This is a genomic window from Nostoc sp. (genome assembly GCF_036917395.1).
Taxonomy (GTDB): domain Bacteria; phylum Cyanobacteriota; class Cyanobacteriia; order Cyanobacteriales; family Nostocaceae; genus Nostoc.
On the sequence record NZ_JBALDI010000029.1, the window covers coordinates 150,534 to 165,981 of the forward strand.

General features: G+C 40.9%; 14 protein-coding genes. 6 read left to right on the forward strand and 8 right to left on the reverse strand.

Translation table 11 applies throughout. From position 1 onward, the window contains the following. Positions 1 to 146 precede the first annotated feature (146 nt). The gene (locus tag V7K46_RS11545; RefSeq protein WP_335113144.1) at positions 147 to 2,069 is read left to right on the forward strand and encodes a serine/threonine protein kinase; all 1,923 of its coding nucleotides are present in this window, start codon (positions 147 to 149) and stop codon (positions 2,067 to 2,069) included. Between the two features lie 150 nt (positions 2,070 to 2,219). Here V7K46_RS11545 and V7K46_RS11550 read toward each other — a convergent pair whose 3' ends face one another. The 4 genes from V7K46_RS11550 to ndhL all read right to left on the reverse strand — a co-directional run bounded on the left by V7K46_RS11550 (position 2,220) and on the right by ndhL (position 4,567). Further along, complete coding sequence (locus tag V7K46_RS11550) at positions 2,220 to 2,879, reverse strand: heterocyst differentiation related protein (protein ID WP_335113146.1); 660 nt, start codon at positions 2,877 to 2,879, stop codon at positions 2,220 to 2,222. A gap of 234 nt (positions 2,880 to 3,113) precedes the next feature. After that, positions 3,114 to 3,941 (reverse strand): tryptophan synthase subunit alpha, encoded by an 828-nt coding sequence (gene trpA / locus V7K46_RS11555; protein WP_335113148.1) that lies wholly within the window; start codon positions 3,939 to 3,941, stop codon positions 3,114 to 3,116. Positions 3,942 to 4,018: 77 nt separating this feature from the next. After that, positions 4,019 to 4,330: a DUF3007 family protein gene (locus tag V7K46_RS11560; protein WP_273764580.1), complete on the reverse strand. Its 312-nt coding sequence runs from the start codon at positions 4,328 to 4,330 to the stop codon at positions 4,019 to 4,021. A gap of 24 nt (positions 4,331 to 4,354) precedes the next feature. Then, entirely contained in the window at positions 4,355 to 4,567 is a 213-nt protein-coding gene (gene ndhL, locus V7K46_RS11565) for an NAD(P)H-quinone oxidoreductase subunit L (RefSeq protein ID WP_334795670.1), read from the reverse strand. Positions 4,568 to 5,642: 1,075 nt separating this feature from the next. On the opposite strand from ndhL, the gene V7K46_RS11570 reads away from it, so the two are divergent. Continuing rightward, positions 5,643 to 6,965, forward strand: coding sequence for a hypothetical protein (locus tag V7K46_RS11570; RefSeq protein ID WP_335113151.1), 1,323 nt, complete (start codon positions 5,643 to 5,645; stop codon positions 6,963 to 6,965). A gap of 12 nt (positions 6,966 to 6,977) precedes the next feature. Here the strand turns inward: V7K46_RS11570 and V7K46_RS11575 are convergent, their stop codons facing one another. After that, complete coding sequence (locus V7K46_RS11575) at positions 6,978 to 7,898, reverse strand: lysylphosphatidylglycerol synthase domain-containing protein (protein WP_335113153.1); 921 nt, start codon at positions 7,896 to 7,898, stop codon at positions 6,978 to 6,980. Between the two features lie 337 nt (positions 7,899 to 8,235). Here V7K46_RS11575 and V7K46_RS11580 point away from each other — a divergent pair, with 337 nt between their 5' ends. From V7K46_RS11580 to V7K46_RS11590, 3 genes are all read left to right on the forward strand, one after another. Then, a complete protein-coding gene (locus V7K46_RS11580; RefSeq protein ID WP_335113155.1) occupies positions 8,236 to 8,802 on the forward strand; it encodes a DUF6658 family protein in 567 nt (188 codons plus the stop codon). 98 nt (positions 8,803 to 8,900) lie between these two features. Continuing rightward, a complete protein-coding gene (locus V7K46_RS11585) occupies positions 8,901 to 9,467 on the forward strand; it encodes a hypothetical protein (RefSeq protein ID WP_335113157.1) in 567 nt (188 codons plus the stop codon). 509 nt (positions 9,468 to 9,976) lie between these two features. Beyond that, positions 9,977 to 10,186, forward strand: a complete 210-nt coding sequence (locus V7K46_RS11590) for a hypothetical protein (protein WP_273764590.1) — start codon at positions 9,977 to 9,979, stop codon at positions 10,184 to 10,186. Between the two features lie 464 nt (positions 10,187 to 10,650). Here the strand turns inward: V7K46_RS11590 and V7K46_RS11595 are convergent, their stop codons facing one another. Further along, positions 10,651 to 10,962 carry a threonine dehydratase gene (locus tag V7K46_RS11595; RefSeq protein ID WP_335113159.1) on the reverse strand — a complete coding sequence of 104 codons (312 nt, stop codon included), beginning with the start codon at positions 10,960 to 10,962 and terminating at the stop codon, positions 10,651 to 10,653. Between the two features lie 501 nt (positions 10,963 to 11,463). Here V7K46_RS11595 and V7K46_RS11600 point away from each other — a divergent pair. After that, entirely contained in the window at positions 11,464 to 13,761 is a 2,298-nt protein-coding gene (locus tag V7K46_RS11600; RefSeq protein ID WP_335113161.1) for a glycoside hydrolase family 10 protein, read from the forward strand. Between the two features lie 319 nt (positions 13,762 to 14,080). Here V7K46_RS11600 and V7K46_RS11605 read toward each other — a convergent pair whose 3' ends face one another. Further along, the gene (locus V7K46_RS11605; protein ID WP_335113163.1) at positions 14,081 to 14,806 is read right to left on the reverse strand and encodes a Uma2 family endonuclease; all 726 of its coding nucleotides are present in this window, start codon (positions 14,804 to 14,806) and stop codon (positions 14,081 to 14,083) included. A 161-nt stretch (positions 14,807 to 14,967) separates the two neighbouring features. Further along, positions 14,968 to 15,138 carry a photosystem II assembly protein Psb34 gene (psb34, locus tag V7K46_RS11610; protein ID WP_335113165.1) on the reverse strand — a complete coding sequence of 57 codons (171 nt, stop codon included), beginning with the start codon at positions 15,136 to 15,138 and terminating at the stop codon, positions 14,968 to 14,970. Between the last annotated feature and the right edge of the window lie 310 nt (positions 15,139 to 15,448).

Here is a 15,448-nt window from a genome sequence, read left to right on the forward strand (position 1 = left end):
ACTAAAAGAAAAAAAAACAGTCTGCATTTATTAAAAAGCTGCGTTTTTAATCTAAATCTTTTCTCAAGATAGCGGATTTCATTGAAGAAAATTTGGAGATATTTATTACCAGCTGGAAAATTAGGTAATAACTCTGGGGAGGGAATATGATCGGCAAGCTACTAGACCATCGTTACCAAGTAATTCGAGTCTTCGCGATGGGAGGATTTGGTCAAACCTATATTGCCCAAGATACTAGGCGGCCCGGCAACCCCATCTGCGTTGTCAAGCACCTCAAACCCGGAACTGACCCCAGAGTTTTTGATACTGCTAAACGCCTGTTCCACAGCGAAGCCGAAACCTTAGAAAAACTAGGCAACCATGACCAAATACCCAGGCTGCTAGCATATTTTGACGAAAACCAAGAATTTTATTTAGTACAAGAATATATTGAAGGACATACCCTAGCTGAGGAACTTATACCTGGTAAGCGTTGGAGTGAAAGCCAAGTAGTTCAACTGTTACAAGAAGTTCTGGAAATTCTCGAATTTGTCCACCGCCAAGGCGTGATTCACCGCGACATAAAACCAGATAATATCATCCGTCGTGCCTCAGATAATAAGTTAGTTTTAGTGGACTTTGGGGCAGTGAAGCAACTACGTACACAACTGGTGACAGTGGGCGGACAACCCTCTCCCACAGTAGTTATTGGTACTCCTGGCTATATGCCCACAGAACAAGGGCAAGGTAAACCGCGCCCCAACAGTGATATTTATTCCCTTGGCATCATCGCTATTCAAGCACTAACAGGATTATCAGCAACAGAACTGCAAGAAGACCCAGATACGGGCGAAATCATTTGGCAGCAATCTGTAATTGTGAACTACCGACTGGCGGCAGTGTTGTCCAAGATGATACATTATCACTTCAAAGACCGCTACCAAAATGCCACGGAAGCACTGCAAGCATGTAAAGACGCGATTAATCCTGTACCTGCACTTTCCACACCTCAAGAATCTGCCAAAAATTCCAGTTACCAAGCAGCCAAATCTCAGCGTCAAGTATCTCGGCTGCAAACTGTTGCAGTTGCACCAGCAAATCCTGTCAAACCTGCCCATCAAGACTCTAGCAAATCTGATCCATGGCCGATATTAATTGGCATATTATTGGCGGGTGGTGCGGCTGCTTTGGTAACAAATGTATATCCAAATGTGAAAAATTTAGCTTCTAATCTTACAGGTAACGATACCGCCTTAGCAAACAAATGCTCGGCTGTTGTCGTCGGAAATTCTAATATCCGTTCTGAACCTAGTTCGATAAATTCTGATAATATTTTGCAAATAGTTGCCGATAACACTAATTTTCAGGTGACTGGCAAGCGCACAAAACGAGGTTGGATAGAAGTTAAACTTAAATCTGGTCGTTTGGCTTGGGCCCACTCGGATGTGATAACCAATAATGAAGAATGGGGTTCTTGCCTGCGCGAAAAAGGCATTGCAACTAAGATTGTAGATGATAGTCCCCTGATTGCGACTCGACCGACTCCCAAGCCAAAATCAAAATCGAGGGATGTAGTAACTCCATTACCAGAAAAATCGAAGCAGTCAACTTCCGACACTGGGAAATCAGATCAATCGCAGCCTAGTGATAACAGTGCCAATATTGTAGAACAAGCAAAACAGAAGTATGATTCAGGGGATATAGTTGGAGCGATCGCACTTTTGAGATCAATTCCGGCAAATGCTGCTTCTAGTATCCAAGAGACACGCAAAATGATTGCCCAGTGGCAGGAAGATTGGGCGAAAGCAGAGGCGTTATCTAATGAGATCAACAAAGCGCTAGATGATGGGAAATGGGATAAAGTTTTAGATTATAGAAACCATCAAGAAAAGTTGCCTAATACTCAATATTGGCGAAGTAAAATAGAACCATTATTTAAACAAGCAGCCGAAAATCTGGCGAAACAGGCACTAAGTAAATTAGAAACTCAAGGTAATCAGAAGAGTACCCAACAGAAACTTCCCAATACTACCCAACCTGCCACTAAAGAGAGTCCAAATACCACAGAAACTCCTAAAAACGGCTTTTAATACTTATCAGTAAATACTGTTTACCTCATTGGGAATGCCTAAAACAAGGCTCCGCCTCCTAAATTCGCGGCAGCAGCCCAATGAAGAACGTTTCCAGGTTCTACCTGGAAACGAGATTTTAAATCGGTGTTTATCTGTGGTTTATTTTCCTTACTGCATTTCGTCGTATTCTGGGGCTTCAACTCGTCTTGCTTCCATCCGCGAAGCAGGTAGAAACTCAGCGCGACGGACTGGAACCAAGGGCGGTGTATTTCCTTGGTAGGGGTGAATCACTTGTACAGTACGGGCTGGACGCTGCCGTGGTGAGAATAAAGCCAATACCCCAGCGACGACAACACCACCACCAATAGTGAGAGCCGCACCTCCCACAGCCCAGAGCATGGGTGAAGACAACCAAGAATTTTGCGGCTGAAATGTTGCTGCTGTTTTTTGTTGGTTATTCTGCTGGGCTAATTGCCACTGTTGCTGAGTATTGAAATTTTGAACTTGGCCCTGGAGTTGTTGATTTTGCAACTTTAGCTGTTCATTGTCGTTTTTTAAACGCTCCAGCTGCATCTGCGTGTTCAGCTTTTCCATCTCTTGGCGCTGGTCAGAAGTAGGAGCAGTCGGTGGCTGACTGGGATACATTGGTTGCCCATAAGGGCCGTAAGGATACATTTGTGGCTGTACTCCCGGCGCTACTACAGTCCCTGGCATTTGCGAAGCAACGGCAAAATTAGGTTGTAGGGGGGTATTTGTCCCTTTGAGCAATACCAGAGCCGCCAGCCCAGCTACGGCGACCCCGCCGATAAACGCCATACTCTCACTCATCGCCTTTGCCCCTCAATTGCGACGTAACTATAACCATTTGTGACTGACTCCCTCTCACACACATAATTTATACCTACTCGACTTCACATAATACTCAAACTATAAGCGACCGAATCAGCTAGTTTTTTAGAGCATGATATCTGATGTTAATATTCAAAACCATAACGGTCAAATTGTCTACCAAATAAGAAGAGAAAAACTGCGTTGTTATACTTTTTAATCTACTTTCCCCGTCTAATCAAGAGGAGTATTTGTACTGTTGTTAGTGGTCTTGATGGCTGCCTTGAGACTTTGGCAAAATTCGGCGATCGCCGAAAGTCCCTGCTCTGGTGTCCCTTCTGCTAACCGTTTTACAACAGCGCTACCCACGATCGCTGCATCTGCGCCCCATTCCTTTACCTGAAGGGCTTGAGCAGGTTCGGAGATGCCAAAGCCTACACCGATGGGCTTATCAGTAACACTACGAATTTGTTGAAGTAAATCAGACACGCGGTTTTCCAGTTGCGATCGCACCCCTGTTACCCCTGTAACGCTGACTAAATAAATAAATCCAAGGGATGAACGAGCGATCGCTTCTATCCGTTCAGCAGAACTGGTGGGAGCTACCAACAATATTACGTCAATTCCCATCTCACTAGCTGGTTTGAGCAAGCCTGCTGCTTCCTCTAAGGGCAAATCTGGTACTACCAATCCCGCTACCCCAGCCGCAGCGACTGAAGAGAGAAATTTTTCAATTCCCCGGTGCAGAATTGGGTTGTAATAGGTAAATAAAATAATGGGCGATCGCAGTTTAGGAGTAATCCCTTGCAACATTTCCAGCACCTGCTCTAATTTCGTTCCCCTTTGCAGGGCGCGGCTAGCAGCAGCTTGAATTACTGGCCCATCCGCCAGAGGATCGGAGTAGGGGATGCCCAGTTCTATAATGTCGGCTCCACTGCGATCTAGAACCTGCAACGCTTTTGCTGTTGTTTCTAAATCTGGATCGCCAGCAGTAATAAACGGAATCAGAGCGCACTCACGATTCCGTCTAAGGGTTTCAAAGCAATGAGAAATCGCAGTCATTTAAGTGTCAAGAGTCAAAGGTCAAGAGTCCAGAGTCAAAATTGGGACTTTGGACTCTGGACTCATCAATGATAACTTTACACCTGAGATTGCTCTTCTTGTTCTATTTCAGCTTGAATTCGTGCTAATTCTTCAGGAGTAAGCTCATCTAGTCGCTTTTGCAGAAAGTCTTGCTCATACTGTTCCCGCTGTTGATGGTAGGTCATTTTTTGTCCCACCGCACGGAAAAAATAGCTGGCTAACCAGCCAACTAACCCACTGACTAGTAAGACTTGGCTCCATATACCAGCTTTCTGATTATCCAAACCGACTAGCTGCAATCCTACGTATGCCAAGCCGCCGGCAATAAAAACACCCAAGCCAATTCCAATAGCGTCAATCCGTCGCATGAGAGTTATGACCTACCAATCTTGTTAAACTTCAATTTGTCGCCGTCGGGGTCGAAAATTTACAAACGGCGATAGAACCAACAAACCCGGAAAGAAGAAAAATACCAAAAAGTACATAAAGGTACGTTCGATGGAGGTAGCTACATACCAACGCTGCTTCAAGTACAGCAAGATAGCAATCGGGATTACCAGAAGGTAAGCTCCAGCCAAAATCAGATATAGCAGGGCGACAATCATAACTTTCAAGTCTTAAGCTTCTGTTTTCCATCATAGGCTGAAGAGCCAAACTGAGGAAAGTATAATCATGACGCTTTTAACATAACTACGCCAGAATTCCTCGTCTATGTCCAGATTAGACTGATAAAAGGTAGTATTATCTTGTAATCGTAAATCCACTAGCAAACAAATGCTCTAGTCAGACAAGAAAGAAAACTCATCCAGATTGATTAGGAGGAAACAAGGAAGATTTCCAACTCTGGAACACAATCGCCCTATTTGGAAAAAATATTTTCAATCTAGTTGGACAAAAGACACAATTGATGGTGGAATAGATGAGGAGGTATTTACTGCCTCAATGAAATAACTAGTTATACTAGTTGCCAAACATCTGCGGGGGTGTGGCGGAATGGTAGACGCTACGGACTTAGATAACTGAGCCTTGAAGGAGAAATCCCTCAAGTGGAAGCTCTCAAACTCAGGGAAACCTAAATCTGGTTACAGACATGGCAATCCTGAGCCAAGCCCAAAAATTTGAGATTTGAGATTTGAGATTTGCGATTAATCTTCAATCCAAAATTCAAAATCGTTCGACTGAGCGAAGCCGAAGTCTAAAATCCAAAATTGAGGGAAGGTGCAGAGACCCGACGGGAGCTACCCTAACGTTAAGTCGAGGGTAAAGGGAGAGTCCAATTCTCAAAATCTGAGCTGGCTATTGTCATCAGGTAGCAGTGAAAACTGCGGGAGAATGAAAATCCGTTGACCGTAAAAGGTCGTGTGGGTTCAAGTCCCTCCACCCCCATTAAAAATTTGAAATACGAAAAGACTCCTATCTAAGGTATGGGCGGGTTGTATTTAATGGTACAACTCGCCCATATAGTTTTGTATTTGCTCTAATTAGTAAGACTAAGTAATTTAACTTAATTTTTTGATGAATTATTAAACAATTTGTGTTTAATACTTTATTTATAGTCCGAGTTTATCAAATTTGTGTAAAAAGATTACTGAATCTCTTAAGAATAGATTGATGCTACTGTTCACCAAGGTTAAGCTGGTAATAATATGAACAGGAAGCTTTTTTGTCCTGATAACTGGAATGAGCGCTAATAGTTTATCAATTAGTCAGCAAGATCCCGATTATGTAACGTCTAACTCTAGACAACTAAATGTGCAAATTGCACAAGAGGAGGTTTATAGCTTCTTCGTTGAAATTGTCAAAAAATTGCCGCCAGATGATGTTTTACGGGAATTCAAAGGTTTATTTATAGACGGTCTTGATTCACAGTATTCCCATTCTATACCTGGGAGATACAGCACTTTTTTAGATAATAATGAAAAAGAGTACTGTAATACACTTAAGCGGTGTATCTACATAATAATTAATAATTGGAAAACCAATAGAAAAGACAAATATATCCAAAAATTAGTTAATTTATTTGTTCATGAAAGTCGAAAATTAGATACCAATGATTTTCCAGCGATAAATATCCGTAAAAGCTGGCTAGAAAATTTTATATCCAGCAAAGATTACCAAGAAATAAAATTATTTGCTAAGAAACATGACGAATTATCTAAAGGTCATTGGGCTAATCGCTACACTTCTTATTTATTAATTGATCAATCGGTTAATGAGAATAATTGCCGAGAGCAACAAGAGGCTGCTAGAAGGCTTTATAGACAAATAAAAGACAAATATAAGTTTGAACTAGCAATGTATATTGCTCGTTCTCAATCTGCTGTCCCAAGCACAAACCGCTACAAAAATCCTAGTATTTTGGGAGATAATGTTCTGCATTTAATAAAAACAATTGTTTTAAAAAAGGGTATATTTAGCCATGAAAATATTGCCAATATATTTATCAAACAAACTCAAGATCAAACTCTTAAAGAATTTAAAAAAAGTATAGATAAATATCTCTTTTTTTCTGTAGATAATCAAGAATTAGTCGGAAATTTGCGGCAGCAGTTTGCAGAGAAGTTATCTTTATGGAAGGAAAATTATCATCAAGAAATTATCACTAAAGAATTATTCCTGAGAACCTGTAATCGAATAATTGATTGTTTGACAACAGAAAACGGCAAAGAACCTTCGTCATTATTTATATTATTGGTTACTCCAGGTCACTCTCTTACATTGGTGATTATACTGCTAAAAACTATTTTAATTTCTAGAAATTCCCGCAGGCATTTAGAACTTAGGATTGCTCATCTGATTCGTTATTACGAAAAATACCCTGAAGATGAATGCAAGTGGATAATCAATTTTATCGAGATTTTTAATATTACGTTTGCAATTTATGCAGAAAACGTAGAATACAACTTGATTAAGATGAAAGAAGAAGATCAAAGCAGTAATCTCCAGTTGAATCTGGATGATTATCGTCTATTTTCACAGGTGAAGGTAGATAGACAAAAATGAGTGTCGCTTGATTCATAATTTAGCAAGGCGTTCGTCTAACCAAGCCAAAGCTGCACCCGCAGTTTCAGCTAAAATACTAATGAGGCGATATAGAGCGATCGCACTAAATACTAAGGCGGCTGGAAAGTGGTGTCGTAAAAGTTCATATGCAGTCGCTTCAAACACACCTAACCCACCAGGTGCCCCCGGAATGATAAACCCTAATAACCAAGCGCAACTAAAAGCCCCTAACAACAAAGGAATTTGATTCACATTCAATGAATCCAGGGCGAACATAGTTAATATAAACCCAGTTCCACGTAGTCCTATAAAGCCCAATTCTCCTAACAAAGGTCGTAAAGGGTAACTTTTAAGACTAAAGGGAACAGTTGCCTCAGTGGTGACAGCAGACTTTTTTGCTTTCAATCTGTATAAAAAGCGAATAAGTGGGTTTAAAAACCAAGGATGAATCGCACAAAGGACTACAGCTAAACTCAGCAATTGTAATATTTGCAGAACAAGGGTAGTATTAGCTGCTGCAAATTGGCTACTGCATAGGACAATGATGATTAAAGCAGCCGCTAGCATCAGTAGCGGTTCCAGCAAAACGCTTAAGGTAGCTGCACCAGCAGAAATATTGGCATTTTTTGCTGCCATAATTCGCCCGTAGTGATGCCAGATATTACCTGGCAAATATTTAGCTATGTTCGTTTTTAGGTAAACTTGGATGAATTGGGGAGATGATACAGGTTGATTTAACTCTTGCAGAATCCAAGTCCAGATCCAGCCTGCCCAAGTATGTGCCAGTAAAGTGACGCCTGTTGCGATCGCCATAATTGCCCATCCTACCCCATCAATGCGGATAGCAGTCACTTCAATCCAATTATCCTTCAGAGCTTTGCTTAAAAAAAACAGCGTTCCGCCCAAAATTATCCAGCGTAAAAATTGCTTCATGAATTTAGTAATTTAACAGTTAGAGCAACAAGGGCTGAATACCTCAACTATTACAGTACATCAGCTATCTATCCAAAGCTTTTGAAGGATTAAACAGGTTAATGTAGTTCTTTTTCCGAAAAGTATATTAATTTATTTTATATCTCTCTAGAGTTAGATAAAAATATTCTATTATTACTAATTAAAATGTGGCCTGCGCTAGAGGTAAAGTTAATTTTATTATTCATATCCTTGATAAAGGTTATCGAGTGAGCAAATCAAGACAAGCACAATTTGCTGACCAATCAAATGGTTCAGTAAACTATTAGCTGATTAATATTTTGGTAAGGAGGATTACATGAACACTGTGAGAGTATTCTTGAAAAAAATAAGATTGCGCCAGATATTAACTATCTTTTTCGCTGGACTATTGTTAATAGTTAGCACTGCTTGTAGTGGGGCAAATGCTCAAGGTGCAAATCCACAAAATCCCGCTGTACAAGCTGGTGGAGCAAACAATCCTTATAAGAATGGTGGAGACAATTATACCAACAACCAAATGTCCACCGATCCGAAAATAACAAACCCAAAAGCCAATCAGGGACGTGACGAAGCTAGCTTACAACCAAGTTCACAATTGTTAATTGCTACAAATAGAGAATCCGAGATACTTTATCCTAGTGGTGAGACACCAGCCGATCGAGTCAACAAAGAAGCAGAACTGCCAATCATCACAGATAAAGACTTCCAACAACCTGAACCAGGTGGTTTGATTCAGAATGAATCAAATATAGGAGAACGGGTTAAAGATCGTCTTGAGACTGTAAAAGAGGCTGTTGAAGAAGCTTCCGGCTTTTTGAAAGATAAGTCAGATAAAGCGAGTACTAGACCTGAATTACAAAAGAATCCAGCATTAGGCAGATAGAACCTTTATTTTGTCTTAATGTTTGGCATTTTAAATCAATCCAAATGCTATCTTGATTGAAGTTTAACTTAGTCACAAAAATCCCAGGAGTTAGAAGTATGAAAAAAGCAATGAATTGGCTGAAAAACATTCGTCCCTTGAAAGTTTTAACTGTTTTTTTAGCAGGAATGTTCTTATTTCTGACACAAGCTTGTGGTGATCCAGGAACAGCAACACAGCCACCAAAGCCTGAGGCTCAATCACCTTATTCCAAACGATATGATCCCACAAAAGATTATCCTCTCTCTTCTCCTGCTGGTGGAATAAATAACTTTAGTGATGTAGATCCTAGAGCGACAGATGAAAAGGCAGCGAATGACAGAGGGGATGCGATGGCAAAAAATGCTCAAAAGAACATTGACCAGAAAGGGGTTAACAGTCCAGGGGAATATGGCCAAAATTACAAGGAAGGTACACCCCTTGGTGAAAGAGTGAAGAACCTGGGTGAAGATATCGGCAGTTCAGCTGAAGAAGTTCGCAAAGGTGTTGTTAAGGGAACTCAGCGAGGAATTGAAAATATTAAGAGTAATACCCAGAATGCTGCCGAAGACGTGACAAAAAATGTTCAGCGTGGGGCTGAGGATGCAGGAAACGCAGTGAAGAGAACAGCTAAAGACGTTGATTGAAATTAGTTATTCAATCTCCTGCAAAAATATGAAAGCGCCCACAGACTAAAGTCTGGAGCTACCCAAGCAAAGTCTGCGTAGGCAGGCTTTGCTTGGTTTTTAGAGCAAAGACGTTTCCTGTCTTCTGCAAAGAAGTTAAAGCAAAGCAAAGCTTTATCCCATCTGAATTTTGAAGATGAGGCTTCCGACCTAGTAGACTGTGGCGTTAGTTTGCCCACCTTTAACAAGGGATTTTGCCCCAAGTTTTGTTAATTGAGATGGTAGCTGGATTTATGCCGTGCTGTATTAAACCCTGCGCGAAGGTTGGGATTGGACGTCATTTCCTGAAAATCCAGCATTTAATAGAGTTTTGAGCATAAATCAACTTGACATTATCAAGATAAAATTGATAGTATTAATAACATTTTTTTTATGTTATACTAAGTAAACACTGCAATTGTTGAGCAAGGAAAATATAGTAATATATTTTTCATTTAGCTAAACAAATTCTTGGGCGAGGTTGGTATTAATTGAAAATTCAAGCGTTGGATGTCAAGGCTGGCGATCGCATTATTGCTTACTGCAACAACAAAATGCAAACCTGCAAGGTAAAACGCATATTAGATCCGGGTGAAGCTAATATCACACTATCAGTATTCACTTCTGAGAATTATCGCGGCTGCTCAGTTTCATCTATAGTCCGCTTTCGGAGCAACGCTTTAGTTGATTTGGTAAGTTAAAAAATCAAAGAAACATTCAATCTCAAAAATATCTCTAGCTCTTGTCCAGCCTCAAATTGGATATGATTCTTATTAAAGGTGCTATCGCACATATAAATCCGTTAATTGTGGCTGGATGATTTTCCAAAAAAGTGCCCTCACACTATAGCAGTGTAGGCGAAAGTTTTTGAACAAACTAAATAGTATGCTCATGCGCCATCAGTAAATGCAAGAGCTAGGCGCAAAGTAACTAAAATTCTGCTTAGTATCTAGTAGTCTGTCAATTTTAAATTGATGGTTAAGCAAGTTCCTAGTAAGGACTTTAGGCATTATTTTCTAAGCGCTAAAGTGCTTACTACGAACCCTAAAAGCTAGCTTGACAAAGTATTAGAGAATATATAAAATTTCTCAAAGGAAAAATTGGAAGTGTGATGGCGCTTTGCGTCTACGCATTACTAAGATCACGCTCCAATTGATGGCTTTTGTTAGTTCTTTTTCACATCACGAGCCATGTTGAGGAAGTAGTCGTCAAGTTTGGCATTAGGACGACGGCGGTTAGTGGTAGGAATTTTAGCAGTGTTATCCTGATTCGTTTCAATTGGCTCTTTTGCAGAAGCTTGCTTTATGCCTTGCACCTGATCAGATTCCAAAAAATAATCAGACTTAGTGAATCCGAACAGCTTGGAAAAAAAACCAAATAAATTTCCGACAAAATTGGAAACACTTTGGAATAAAACACCAAACAAGCCTTGAAGACGAAGGAACAAGTTCCGAACAATTTGAGTTAAACGAAACATAACAGTACCCTCTATGATTGCCTATTATCATTGTGACTTAATTTGAATAGGAGGAATGGGTGCTATGCCAAAAATCTACCAGGCATAGACGTAGCCCAAACTAGTACACTGTGGCGTCAGTTTGCCTACCTACCTTGAACAAGGGGCTTAAGCCAAGGGGAACGCATCTAAATTATCTTGACAAAATGCTAACCATGTAGTGTCGTTAGAGCAACAGATAATAAACGTGTTGATTTCTGGAAACCACTATTCGCAACTTGCCTACTGGTTGAGCCTGATTTTTATCATTATTTTTATAAGGGTTAACTTTGCTTAAGTTTTAGAGAGCAGCGAGAAATTATTACAGGTTACATTTGAAACATTTATATTTGGCACTACTAACTCTATAACTGCGTCAACTATCTTGTAGCTAAATTACTGTATCAGTTTTCCTGGTGCAGCAATTTAACGTTGATATGGAATGAAATATAACCAATTAACCTCATTTAGTAAGCAGCAGTAATGACAACTCAGTTTTGGGAAAAAAGCATAGAAATTAATGCTACTCTAACTAACTTACTATTTAACCCTGTGCGTAGACGCTTACTTCAACATAGGAGTAAGCGACACAAAGCGTCTGGTAGAGTTGCAACTTGTCGCCAAACATTGCCTTTCATTCGTCAAGGTTGGTGGCTTTTAAGGAAGCGTCTGCTGCCATTATTATGTCTGATATCGTTTGTTGCTGTATTGCTACTTAACAGCTTTGCCCCTGCTGTTGCCCAACTACCTGCTCAACCTCGTCAGGAAATTCGGGGGGTGTGGGTGAGTGGTAATGATTTTAACATTTTCCGAAATCGCTCACAGGTGCAAGCAGCTATGAGCCAACTGCGGGAGTTAAACTTTAACACTGTTTATCCAGTAGTCTGGAACGATGGCTATACGCAATACCCCAGCGCCATCATGCAAAAAATGGATATTCCCTTCTTCTTTAAGGGAACAGATGGACAAGATGTGATTGCAGACATTATCAGCCAAGCCCGCAGAGAAGGGCTACTAGCAATACCTTGGTTTGAATTTGGTTTCATGGTTCCCCTAACTTCGGAACTCGCATCCCAGCATCCAGATTGGCTGACACAAAAGCCGGATGGGACTCAAACTTCAATTAGTGCTGCGGGTGAAGTAGCGTGGTTGAATCCGTTTCACCCGGAAGTGCAAAAGTTTTTCACCGAACTCGTGATGGAAGTCATTACTCAATACGATGCTGATGGCGTTCAATTTGACGATAATACGAGTTTACCTGTGGATTTTGGTTACGATAAGTACACAATTAGTCTATATACTCAAGAAACTGGCAAGCCTCCTCCACCTAATCCCCAAGCCCAAGCATGGATAAAATGGCGGGCAGATAAAATCACGGCATTCATGGTAGACCTCCAGCAAACCGTGAAAGCGCGAAAACCGAATGCTATCTTCTCAGTTGCTCCTAATTATTATGATTTCGCCTACAAGTTGCAACTGCAAGACTGGCTCAACTGGGTACGGTTGGGTATTGTCGATGAGTTAGTCATGCAGGTGTACCGTAATGATTTGGAAAGTTTTATTGCTCAAATTACCCGCCCAGAAATTTTAGAAACCCAACAAGTCATCCCAACTGGTATCGGTATTATGGCGGGGTTACGAAATCGTCCAGTTTCCATATCACAAATTCAATCCCAGGTAGAAGCAGTGCAACAACGCGGTTTAGGTATCGGCTTTTTTTACTACGAAAGCCTATGGGATATCGCATCTGAACCAGTAGCACAACGCCAGTCAGCATTTGCGGCTCTTTTCCCAAACCCAGCGTTGCGCGACATCTCTCAAAATACACCCCGCAAGCCAACTTTTGATACCATATCCCTACCTTTATATCCAAAACCTTCCCTTGGTCAAAGTGTTCGCGGCTATTTTCTGGAAATGGCGATCGCAGGTGGTCAGCCAAAGCGTATCTTATTAGATACAGGTTCAGCAGGGCTGCGAGTTCCCAAAGAGTTTTTAGGTAATGCTCCAATCCGCAGAACGGGACAAAATATCAAGGAGGTATTAAGTGATGGTACTATCCTGGAGGGAGAATTAGTTTATACTAATGTCCGGTTTGGTTTGCTTCCCACCGCAGAACCTGTTCCAGTACAGATTGTTACTGGTCGCCAATGTACTGCCCAAAAGCCTAATTGTTCAGCAAAGAGTAGTGTGCCATTTTCTGGTATTATCGGTGTCAACTATTTTGAAAAGTCACTTCCCTATAATCCGTTGAGAAAATTACCAGGCAATCTGAGTAACGGATTTATTGTGATTGGAAATGGTGGTAGTAACAAAAATGGCAGTTTAATTCTCGGTTTGACTGCCAATAATCAAGCAGGTTTCAAAATGGCTGCTTGGAGTAAACAAAGCGAGATTAATGGTGTACCCGGTAATAGATGGGACTCTCAACTGAGCAAAGTTTGTTTAACTATTGCTGGGAGTTCTGCTAAAAATCTTTGTAATGGCAAAATGATCACTGATACTGGAACTATTAATGGTTGGACTGAATTCAAGTCAGCTTCCACAGCAGGTATCAAACCAGGAGTATTAGGTTCAGGAAATTCTCTGAAGCTAGCAATTAATAGCATTTTTGATTACAGCCTGACACCAGGAACCCGCGACGGATTTAATCGCTGGAATTTGAGGATCTCGCCAAAGGCAGAACTTGCAACATTTGTAAATAGTGGCATCGCATTTTTTGATAAATACGATGTCCTCTTTGACCAAGTTAATGGAAGACAGGGTTTTCGCAGTCGGCAGTAAGAGGAATTAGCAAAATACAGATAGAGCGATCGCACCTTAGCACTTATTTACTTAAACTGAGTAACCTAGCACTTTCAAGGTGGGTAAAAATGTTAGTCAAAAAACCTCTTTTTAACTTCTTACCTCTGTGTTCTCTGCGCCTCTGTGGTTAGATAAATTACTTTTAAACCACAGAGGCACAGAGGAGGGCAGTTGCGTGGGCGGGTTTCCCGACTTGAGCAAACTGCCCGTAGCGCAGAGAGAAAAAACGAGATTTTTCGAGTCACCTTGAAAGGGCTAACTGAGTAACCCAGCTACTTGAAAACTTTGTCTATATATGCTAAGGCAAATTATTTGGATCGATACCTTGAGATTGTAAATAGGCAATTAGCCGTTCTTTTTGCTGACGTTCCTGTTCAATTTGTTCTACTGCCCAAGGCAACAAATTACCTGCCTTATCCCACCAGCGCAACCAGTAACCCGTTCTGGCTTCTTTTGTTCCTTGCCAAGTTCCTAAGAATAAGCCCATTAAATCAATCCAATGACGACCATTTTCGTCAGGTTGCTGCAACTCGTAGCGCCTGTTTTCTAGTTGATAAAATTCTAACAAACCGCCATTTGGGTCAAAAATCACGTAAATTGGGACTTGAAGAATCTGCTCGTAAAAAAACCATTTTCCTGGTGGATAGATTCGTTTAAAAGAGTACTCTCCACCCTCAGTGTCGGATAGAAATTCCATCACCACCCCTGGAATATCACCCTCTAAATTGGGTGTGTAGCTTTTGCGTTCTCTTAAAACTTCATTCACCACTGGAACATAAACCCAGTCAGGTGCTTTCGCCACAAACTGACCGTTTATCGTCGCACAAAGTCCAAAATTTGAGGCGATTAACATCTGGGGTTGGATGAAACCACTTATCTCAAGGCTTTCGCGCAAAGCACCAGCTAATAGTGGCTGACCTGTATTTTCCACGGGTTCATCCTCTAACTGAAAATCTGCCGGCAACGCTTCCCAAGATATGATCAGTTCTGTTGAAGATTTAGCTTCACCGAGTTGGGTTGTCATAAACACCCCCTTTTATTGATTTGTCTTTATTTTATGGGCGATCGCAGTTTGGGATGCGATCGCACAGCATTAAAACACAAAAAACCCCGGCGAAATTAACCGAGGTTTGAGAGAGAAGTACGAATGACGATGAGATACAGCGATACCGAAATCGAAAAATCTTAACTAACGCTAAAACCAACCAAAACTAAGGTAGTAACAATTAAAGTCGCAAAAAGACCCTGTAAAACGTATTTACGTTGTTCCCAAATTGCCGGGTATTCAGCGTAGTGCATTTGGGGTTCAGCTGCATAGTTATTGAGAATGCCGTCTTCATTGGTGGTGGTGTACATAGTTTTTTCTCTTTTTTGTTTACTTATGTAACTAAATTTAACATATTGTTACAAAGTGTCAATAGGACTTGACAAAAAAAGGCTGATAGTTAATATAAAATTGACTTATCAGGGATGGGGGATTTAGGTGAAGCTGCCCCAGTCGGGGAAAGCGAGATGTCTCTTGACTCACTCCTATGCCTTTACACAATTTTTTAAATCGCAAAATCTAAAATTGGTATAAAAGAGTAGAGACACGTTAGTGCGGCGATTTCGCGTCTCTACTGGTAATCGCATTTAGCATTCCATCTGTTGCAATCATTTTTGGATG